This window comes from Bacillus sp. ISL-41 (assembly GCF_018613235.1).
Lineage (GTDB): Bacteria > Bacillota > Bacilli > Bacillales > Cytobacillaceae > Mesobacillus.
Map to the genome: position 1 here is coordinate 84,328 of NZ_JAGGQP010000026.1, position 8,788 is coordinate 93,115.

General features: G+C 45.3%; 7 protein-coding genes. 5 read left to right on the forward strand and 2 right to left on the reverse strand.

The window, feature by feature from the left end; all coding sequences use genetic code 11:
• Positions 1–15: 15 nt before the first annotated feature.
• Positions 16–858 (forward strand): prephenate dehydratase, encoded by an 843-nt coding sequence (gene pheA / locus J7I80_RS12830; RefSeq protein ID WP_214738748.1) that lies wholly within the window; start codon positions 16–18, stop codon positions 856–858.
• A 34-nt stretch (positions 859–892) separates the two neighbouring features.
• Here the strand turns inward: pheA and J7I80_RS12835 are convergent, their stop codons facing one another.
• Complete coding sequence (locus tag J7I80_RS12835; RefSeq protein ID WP_214738749.1) at positions 893–1,432, reverse strand: transcription repressor NadR; 540 nt, start codon at positions 1,430–1,432, stop codon at positions 893–895.
• A 59-nt stretch (positions 1,433–1,491) separates the two neighbouring features.
• Positions 1,492–2,631 carry an IscS subfamily cysteine desulfurase gene (locus J7I80_RS12840; RefSeq protein WP_214738750.1) on the reverse strand — a complete coding sequence of 380 codons (1,140 nt, stop codon included), beginning with the start codon at positions 2,629–2,631 and terminating at the stop codon, positions 1,492–1,494.
• Between the two features lie 1,169 nt (positions 2,632–3,800).
• Here J7I80_RS12840 and nadB point away from each other — a divergent pair.
• The 4 genes from nadB to safA form a co-directional block, all read left to right on the forward strand.
• Positions 3,801–5,417: an L-aspartate oxidase gene (gene nadB / locus J7I80_RS12845; RefSeq protein ID WP_214738751.1), complete on the forward strand. Its 1,617-nt coding sequence runs from the start codon at positions 3,801–3,803 to the stop codon at positions 5,415–5,417.
• On the forward strand, positions 5,386–6,273 hold the full coding sequence (nadC, locus tag J7I80_RS12850) for a carboxylating nicotinate-nucleotide diphosphorylase (RefSeq protein ID WP_214738752.1): 888 nt from the start codon (positions 5,386–5,388) through the stop codon (positions 6,271–6,273). The genes nadB and nadC overlap by 32 nt, the downstream gene beginning before the upstream one ends.
• Positions 6,239–7,345: a quinolinate synthase NadA gene (nadA, locus tag J7I80_RS12855; RefSeq protein WP_214738753.1), complete on the forward strand. Its 1,107-nt coding sequence runs from the start codon at positions 6,239–6,241 to the stop codon at positions 7,343–7,345. The genes nadC and nadA overlap by 35 nt, the downstream gene beginning before the upstream one ends.
• A 166-nt stretch (positions 7,346–7,511) precedes the next feature.
• On the forward strand, positions 7,512–8,788 hold a 1,277-nt coding region (gene safA / locus J7I80_RS12860), incomplete at its 3' end, for a SafA/ExsA family spore coat assembly protein (protein ID WP_214738754.1).

The window sequence follows — 8,788 nt, forward strand, 5'->3', positions numbered from 1 at the left end:
GCAGGGGGGATAGACTTGATTATTGGATATCTTGGACCGGAAGCAACATTTACGGATTATGCTGCCCGGCAATTGTTTAAAGAGGCTAAGAGGATACCATTTGTGAGTATACCAGAATGCATGGATGCGGCTTCTGCAGGAGAAATTGACGCAGCCATCGTTCCGCTGGAAAATTCAATCGAGGGTTCTGTTAATCTTACCATCGATTATTTGGTCCATGAAACAGACCTTCAGATTGTTGGTGAAGCGGTGGTGCCAATCAGGCAGCATTTGCTGGTTCATCGAGACAATATCGAAAAGTGGATGGAAGCTGAATTAATTTGCAGTCACCCACACGCACTTGCACAGTGCCATAAATTTTTACATAAAGAATTCAAAGGAATTCCTCTTGAAGATATGTCTTCTACAGCAGCAGCAGCCAAATATGTAAAAAACCATCCAGAGCAAAATATTGCCGCCATCGCGAATAGCCTCGCTGCAGAGGAATACGAATTGGTGACGGCTAAGCAAAATATCCATGATTACAGCTATAATCATACCGTCTTCGCTGTGCTTGCAAAGGAAGATCATGATATTCACATGGATCAAACCGAAGAGTCCAAGACAAGCCTGATGATTACACTGCCTTCAGATCGCGCAGGAGCGCTGCATCAAGTTTTATCTGCTTTCTCCTGGCGGAAGCTCAATCTGTCCAAGATTGAATCACGTCCGATGAAAACGGGCTTAGGAAGATACTTTTTCATAATTGATATCAATTTGAAAATGGATGATGTATTGGTTCCTGGAGCGATTGCGGAATTAGAGGCACTGGGGTGCGCTGTTAAGGTGCTTGGGAGCTATTCAAGCCATAAGCTATAAAAAAATCCATCGATTGATGGATTTTTTTATATCCTTATTCGAAATTAATAAGTAATCCTTCTTTTCTTAGCGTTTCTTCTGCTTCATCCAGCGCTTTTTCCGTTGGAGCGGAGATTGTGTGCAGGTGGATTCCGCCTGTTAATTCCGATAGGTAAGAAGCGTTAGTAGCCATGATTTTTTTCATGAACTGTTTTACTTCGTTCCGGTTTGAGACCATGATGGATGCAGTTAGATCCCCATACACAGGATGCTCAATTTTTACGTCCTTAACAGTTACTCCGTGATCGACAAGAAGCAGGAGTTCTTCTTCTGTCCTTTCAGGGCCGTGGGAGACAGCAATGGTCCTTTCCGCTGCTGAAGGACGAGAGGCATGCATATATAGATATCCCTGGCTGGTAGCAATGATTGGTTCGTTTTTGGCTTTAAGCAAGGTAATATCGCCAACAATGACCTGCCTGCTTACATTCGTTATTGCCGAAAGTTCGCCTCCGGTGATGGGTTCACTGCTTTCCTGCAGACGTTTCAGGATGTATGCCCGGCGTTCATCTCCGAGGATTTTCGTAGGTTCCTTCATAATCCGATCTCTCCTTCGACTTCTTCATTCGAGAATTTTACCATAAAATCAGCTTGAAGTTAAACGGCCGACATCTGTGCAGTGATTGCTGCAAGCATTTTCCCAAGATCGCCTGCATCTTCCTGACTAGTCTCCCTCCCGAAAGAAATTCTGAAAAACTCCTTTGCCTGTTTCCCGTTAATTCCCATTGCAGACATCGTCTTCGCAGGTGACAGCATGCCTGTATGACAAGCGGTTCCGGTGGAAATCGCAAATCCACTGCGGTTGCATTCAAGCAGGACATATTGTCCCTCCAATCCCTTTATCGCCATTCCCATGATACCTGGAAGCTGTTCATCGCCCTCTGCACCAAAAATCTCAATTGAATCCCTGACATCTGAAAGGGATTCAGTTAGAGCCTCTCTCAATTTAGTAACTCTTTTCGTTTCTTTATCCATGATGGAATGTGCTTTTTGCGCTGCTGCAGTCATTGCTGCGATTCCCGGGACATTTACCGTGCCAGGCCTGAAGCCTTTTTCATGTACAGTTCCATCAATGTAAGGCTTCCATGCAAGCTTCGGATTGACATAGGCCGCTCCGGTTCCTTTTGGCCCGTAAAACTTATGGCCTGAAATCGAAAGGGCATCTACGCAGCCGGCCAGGGTGTTAAGTGGTATTTTTCCAAATGTTTGCACACAGTCAGTGTGAAACAATATGTCTTTTGAATGGCAATAATCAGCAAACGTGATGACCGGCTGGATTGTGCCGATCTCAGGGTTTCCATGCTGAATCGAAACGAGTACAGTTTTCGGCCGGACAGCTTCTGTAAAACTGGCAAAGTCTATTTTTCCATTTATGTCCAAGGGGAGGTATGTGATTTCCCATCCCTCTCCTTCAAGCTTTTTCATCAGATTGTAGACAGATGAATGCTCAGCTGCCCCGGTAATAATGTGATTGCCGGATTTTCTTTTGGCAGAGAGGAGCGCCATAATGCCAAGGTAATTCGCTTCAGAACCACCGCTTGTAAAATAAATCCCTGCTTCATCGACATCAAGCAGGTGCGAAAACTCCTTTCTGCAGTTCTCGAGGAGGTTGGCAGATGCACTCCCGGCTTCGTGCAGGCTCTGGCTATTTCCAAAGTACTTTGTTGACGCTTCAAGGAAAATATTAGCTGCGTCCCGGTCAAGCGGGCATGTTGCCGCGTAATCAAAATATTTCATAGGTTTTCGCTCCTGTCCACTCTTACTGTTTGCTTATGCCTGTAAAGCTGATTCTTCTGAAATCTCGATTACTAGAAGGGCCAGCATGTGCCCGAAGTCAGGCTTTGTAACGAATTTCGGTCACAAGAAGAGCCAACATGTGCCCAAAGTTAGGTTTTGTAACGAATTTCGGTCACAAGAAGAGTCAACATGTGCCCGAAGTCAGGCTTTGCAACGAATTTCGGTCACAAGAAGAGTCAACATGTGCCCGAAGTCAGGCTTTGTAACGAATCTCGGTCACAAGAAGAGCCGACATGTGCCCGAAGTGAAGCTTTCTAACGAATTTCGGTCACAAGAAGGGCTAACTTGTGCCCGAAGTCAGGCTTTGTAATGAATCTCGGTCACAAGAAGAGCCGACATGTGCCCGAAGTGAGGCTTTCAAACGAATCTCGGTCACAAGAAGAGTCAACATGTGCCCGAAGTGAGGCTTTCAAATGAATCTCGGTCACAAGAAGAGCCAATATGTGCCCGAAGTCAGGCTTTGTAACGAATTTCGGTCACAAGAAGAGCCAACATGTGCCCGAAGTCAGGCTTTGTAACGAATTTCGGTCACAAGAAGAGTCAACATGTGCCCGAAGTCAGGCTTTGCAACGAATCTCGGTCACAAGAAGAGCCAGCATGTGCCCGAAGTCAGGCTTTTAAACAAATCTCGGTCACAAGAAGAGCCAGCATGTGCCCGAAGTCAGGCTTTAAAATGAATTTCGGTCACAAGAAGAGCCAGCATGTGCCCGAAGTCAGGCTTTGTAACGAATTTCGGTCACAAGAAGAGCCAGCATGTGCCCGAAGTCAGGCTTTGCAACGAATCTCGGTCACAAGAAGAGCCAACATGTGCCCGAAGTGAGGCTTTCAAACGAATCTCGGTCACAAGAAGAGCTAACATGTGCCCGAAGTCAGGCTTTTAAACAAATCTCGGTCACAAGAAGAGCCGACATGTGCCCGAAGTGAGGCTTTCAAATGAATTTCGGTCACAAGAAGAGCCAATATGAGACGGAAATCTAGCTTTCGGTTTCCTCTCGGTCACATATCGTATCTTGCATTCTCCAATGTAAAAATAAAAGCTCTTGTCAACAGTGTAAAACTGTGTAAACATAGATGTCAAGACACCTGTTAATCCAGGAGGCTATCAATATATGAAACAATCAGATGTAATCATTGTTGGCAGTGGGATTGCCGCATTGCAATTGGCCAATAAATTATCAAAGGATTTAAATGTGATTATTCTCACAAAAAGGGAATTGACAGCGGGCAATTCATATCTTGCCCAGGGTGGGGTTGCGGCTGCGGTTTCCACGAGTGATGATCCTTATTTCCATTATCTCGACACAATGGAGGCGGGAGCTCATCATAGTAACCCTGAAGCTGTACTTGAAATGACCAGAAAAGCACCGCAGCTGATTAAGGGTTTATGGAAATCTGGATGTCGCTTTGATGAAGATGGAAACGGAAAATTGCTTCTTGGGATGGAAGGAGCTCATAGTGAAAAAAGGATTATCCACAGCGGCGGTGATGCGACTGGTAAGCATATGGTCGACTTTTTGCTAACGGGTCTGAATGCCAATGTTTCAGTTCAACAATCCACATTTGTTTATGAACTTATTTTAAACAGTGATGAAACACGCTGTACCGGAGTGAAATCGAAGCTGCCGGATGGAACGATTGAAGTATATTGTGCTCCCCATGTTGTGCTTGCTACGGGCGGCTGCGGGCAAGTATTCGCCCTCACCTCGAATGCTGAGACTGCAACCGGGGATGGAATGGCGCTGGCCTACAGAGCAGGTGCGGAGCTGGCCGATATGGAATTTATCCAGTTTCATCCTACACTTCTTTACGTAGATGGAAAGACGAAGGGGCTCATTTCAGAAGCAGTAAGGGGTGAAGGGGCAGTTCTAGTCACTGCAGAGGGAAAGCGGATCATGGAAGAAGTTCATCCGTTGAAGGACCTGGCACCACGGCACATTGTTTCCCAGACTATTTATGATTACTCGCGGAGAGGAATTCAAATCTATTTAGACATTGCCAACATCCAGGATTTCAACAGCAGGTTCCCGACGATCAGCACGCTATGTGCACAGCATGGAATAGATATTGAAAAAGGCTTGATCCCTGTTGTTCCCGGGAGCCATTTTATCATGGGCGGGGTAAAAACAGACTTGCATGGCAGAACCAGTATCCCCGGATTGTATGCAATTGGTGAAACTGCATGCACTGGAATCCACGGAGCAAACAGGCTGGCGAGCAATTCCTTATTAGAAGGCATGTTTGTTGGCGAAAACCTTGCTGAATGGATCAACAGCCATCAAGCTGCCAAAAAAGAGGCAGTAAGTTTCATGGAAATTCATTATCAAACTGCCAAAAGAGAATCCAACATGAATCAAGTTGTATTCGAAGGTGAGCTTCCAGACGTGGATTCACTAAAACAAACAATGATGGACCGTACAGGCATTGTCCGGACAAAAGAATTGCTGATCATACAGAATGAGTGGCTTGAACAGTTCAAACTGGGACAATGGCTTGAGGCTCGTCTGGACCACTTGGATCCATCTGAATTGAACAGACTGTTCATGTACATCACCGCAACCTTAATCACACAGTCGGCTTTGGAAAGGACTGAAAGCAGGGGCGGTCACTACCGAAAAGATTTTCCGCATGAAGATAACGCCAATTGGATGAAAAAACAAATCATCCATCAACGAAAAAACGTAAAGGATGGTAAGCATGAATTCAATCAAACTGCGCTTGCTACTTGAGCAATTTTTTATTGAAGATATAGGTGAACGTGATGTCACCAGTGAACTGATTTTCGGAAAAGAAAACAAAGGAAGCCTTGTTTTAATCTCGAAGGATGAAGGGATTTTCTGCGGGGAGCAAATCATCCAAACAGGCTTCAGGCTGCTTGATGAGGGCTGTCAGATTATCCTGCATGTTAAAGATGGGGATAAAGTAGTCAAGGGTCAAGAATTAGCCTTGATCACTGGCAGAGTTTCCGGTTTGCTTAAAGCAGAAAGAGTCGTCCTTAATCTTGTACAGCGGATGAGCGGGATTGCGACGAAAACCAGTGAAGCTGTCAGAGTTTTGGACAGCGCAAAAACGAGAATCTGTGATACGCGTAAAACCACCCCGGGTCTCAGAATGCTTGAGAAGTATGCGGTTCGCTGCGGCGGCGGCTTCAACCATCGTTATGGATTGTATGATGCCGTGATGATCAAGGATAATCACATCTCATTCGCAGGATCAATCAGCAGTGCAGTTGAAGCAGTGAGATCAAATCTTGGGCATATGGTGAAGGTCGAAGTGGAGATTGAAACAAAAGACCAGCTTCTTGAAGCGATTGATTCAAAAGCTGACTGCATCATGTTCGATAACAGGCCGCCGGAACAAATCAAGGAATGGATTGGCAATGTCCCAACAGGGATTTTAACAGAGGCATCCGGAGGGATTACGATCGATAACCTCCATAGCTATAGAGATTGCGGAGTGGATTATATTTCTCTTGGATTCCTTACACATTCTGTAAAATCATTGGATATTAGCGCAAAAGTGATGGCTGAAACGAAAGGGGCTGCAGAATATGAATTTTTTGGAGGCGCTCGAAGCGAAATCTAGGATGCTTCCTGATAAGTACAAAAATATGGCTGTCCAGGAACTTGAGGACATGATCAAGGGAATTAAAGAGAAAATGGGCAAGAAACTTTTTATCCCTGGTCATCATTATCAAAAAGATGAAGTGATTCAATTCGCTGATGCGACTGGGGATTCATTGAAATTAGCCCAGCTGTCGGCAGAGAACAGGGAAGCAGAACATATTGTGTTTTGCGGAGTTCATTTCATGGCCGAAACGGCAGACATATTAACGACCGAAAGCCAGAAGGTCTACCTGCCAGATATGAGGGCAGGCTGCTCGATGGCGGATATGGCGGATATTTACCAGACGGAAAGAGCCTGGGAATTCCTTCAGGTCTTGTTTGGTGACACTATTCTGCCGTTGACGTATGTGAACTCAACAGCAGCGATTAAATCATTTGTCGGAGCGAATGGCGGTGCGACTGTGACATCCTCTAACGCTGAGAAGATGGTACGATGGGCTTTTTCAAAAAAAGAACGTCTGCTATTCCTTCCGGATCAGCACTTGGGAAGGAATACTGCTTTTAATATCGGCGTCAATCTGGACGAAATGGCCGTTTACAACCCGATTGAGAATATCCTTGAATTTGACGGCCCGCTTGAAAAAGTGAAGGTCATTCTTTGGAAGGGACATTGCTCTGTCCACGAGAATTTTACAGTGGAAAATGTTGCCCATGTGCGAGAAGTATACCCGGACATGAAAATCATTGTCCATCCTGAATGCTCACGTGAAGTTGTTGCGTTGTCAGATATGGCAGGCTCTACAAATTATATTATTGAAGCGATCGAAGGTTCACCTGCCGGCTCATCCTGGGCGGTTGGGACAGAAATGAATCTGGTCAAACGCCTGATTTCACATTATCCTGATAAGCAGATTATTTCCTTGAATCCTCATATGTGTCCATGCCTGACAATGAACAGGATCGACCTGCAGCATCTTGCCTGGAGTCTCGATAGTGTTTTTCAGGGGCAAGAAATTAATGTTATAAAAGTAGATGAAAAGACAGCATTAAACGCGAAGCTTGCCCTAAACCGCATGCTCGAGCAATCATAAATAGGAATCCTCCCGGACCGGGGAGGATTTTTTTTATGGGAAAAGCTTAATCTCCTGTGGAAAAACATATTTATTTAGATAGAAGCATAAGTTTTTTTGAAGATTGTTAGCAATTTTCCCACACCAACATAGAATATATGGACTTATGCCATAGGAGGGAATCAGAGTGAAAATCCATATCGTACAGAAAGGGGATACTCTTTGGAAGATCGCCAAGAAGTACGGCGTGAACTTTGAAGAGCTGAAAAAGATGAACGCGCAGCTCAGCAACCCTGATATGATTATGCCCGGTATGAAAATAAAAGTTCCAACTGCTGGAGGAACAGTAAAAAAAGAAGCTCCAATCGCAGGTGGAACGCCTCAAGCAAAAATCAATATGGGTGGCAAAAAGGAAATGCCGATTGCCAAAGAGAAACCAATGCCAATGCCAGAAGTGAAGAAAGAAGTTCCAAAAGAGGCTCCAGTTAAGGAACAGCCGAAGATGGAGATGCCTAAACCTGTTCCAAAGGAAGAGCCAGTTAAACCATATAAACCGAAGATGCCAGTGCAAATTAAGCCTGAGATTGACATCAACAATTACTATATGATGAATATGGCTAATATGCAGATGCCGCCGCAGCCAAAACCGCAGCCAAAACCACAGCCGAAGCCGCAGCCAAAACCACAACCCAAGCCGCAGCTACCGCCGAAACCAGACAATATCTTTCCAGAAGTCAAGCCAGAGGTAAAGCCAGAAGTCAAGGCTCCAGTCAAGCAGCAGATCAAACCACAGGTTAAGCCAGAGGTAAAACCTCAGCTGCCAAAAGCTGAGATGAAACCAAATGTGAAGTCAGAAATAAAGCCCGATATAAAAATTGAAAAGAATGATTTCATGGATGAATCTCCATCAATGATGCCATTCGTTCAAGGAGGTTACCAGCAGCCGATGATCCCTTATCCTTATAACTGTTATCCAGGATCACCTTCCATGACAGGTCCCGCATATGGCCATCAAGGACAGCAAATGCCATATCCTCAAGGACAGCAAATGCCATACCCTCAGGTACAGGGGATGTCCCAATACCCAGGGATGATGCCAAACATGGCATTGCCAGCGGAGGATATGGAATCATCATCTTTTGCCCAGATGCAGATGCCATTGAGCCCGACTATGGGGGGGAATATGCCTCATCATACAGCACCGCAAATGACAGGTCCTGTTTTCCACGGTGTTCCTATTTCACCTGTAATGCCTGGACCAGGCTGCATTCCAGAACAAGGGTATCCTCAACAGATGCCATATATGCCGCAAGTTGCAGGTGCGATGGATGAGCAAATGCCTTTACAGCCACAAGTAGGCGGAATGATGGATAATCAAATGCCGCAGGTTGGCGGAATGATGGATGATGAATCTTCGGATATGCCAATGCCTCAGATGCCGCAAGTAGGCGGAATGATGGATAA

What these genes read in the sequence shown, in the direction of transcription:
- J7I80_RS12835 (WP_214738749.1), bottom strand. Translation starts at nt 1,432, where the DNA reads ATGAAGGAACCTACGAAAATCCTCGGAGATGAACGCCGGGCATACATC.
- J7I80_RS12840 (WP_214738750.1), bottom strand. Translation starts at nt 2,631, where the DNA reads ATGAAATATTTTGATTACGCGGCAACATGCCCGCTTGACCGGGACGCA.
- nadB (WP_214738751.1), top strand. Translation starts at nt 3,801, where the DNA reads ATGAAACAATCAGATGTAATCATTGTTGGCAGTGGGATTGCCGCATTG.
- nadC (WP_214738752.1), top strand. Translation starts at nt 5,386, where the DNA reads ATGAATTCAATCAAACTGCGCTTGCTACTTGAGCAATTTTTTATTGAA.
- nadA (WP_214738753.1), top strand. Translation starts at nt 6,239, where the DNA reads ATGAATTTTTTGGAGGCGCTCGAAGCGAAATCTAGGATGCTTCCTGAT.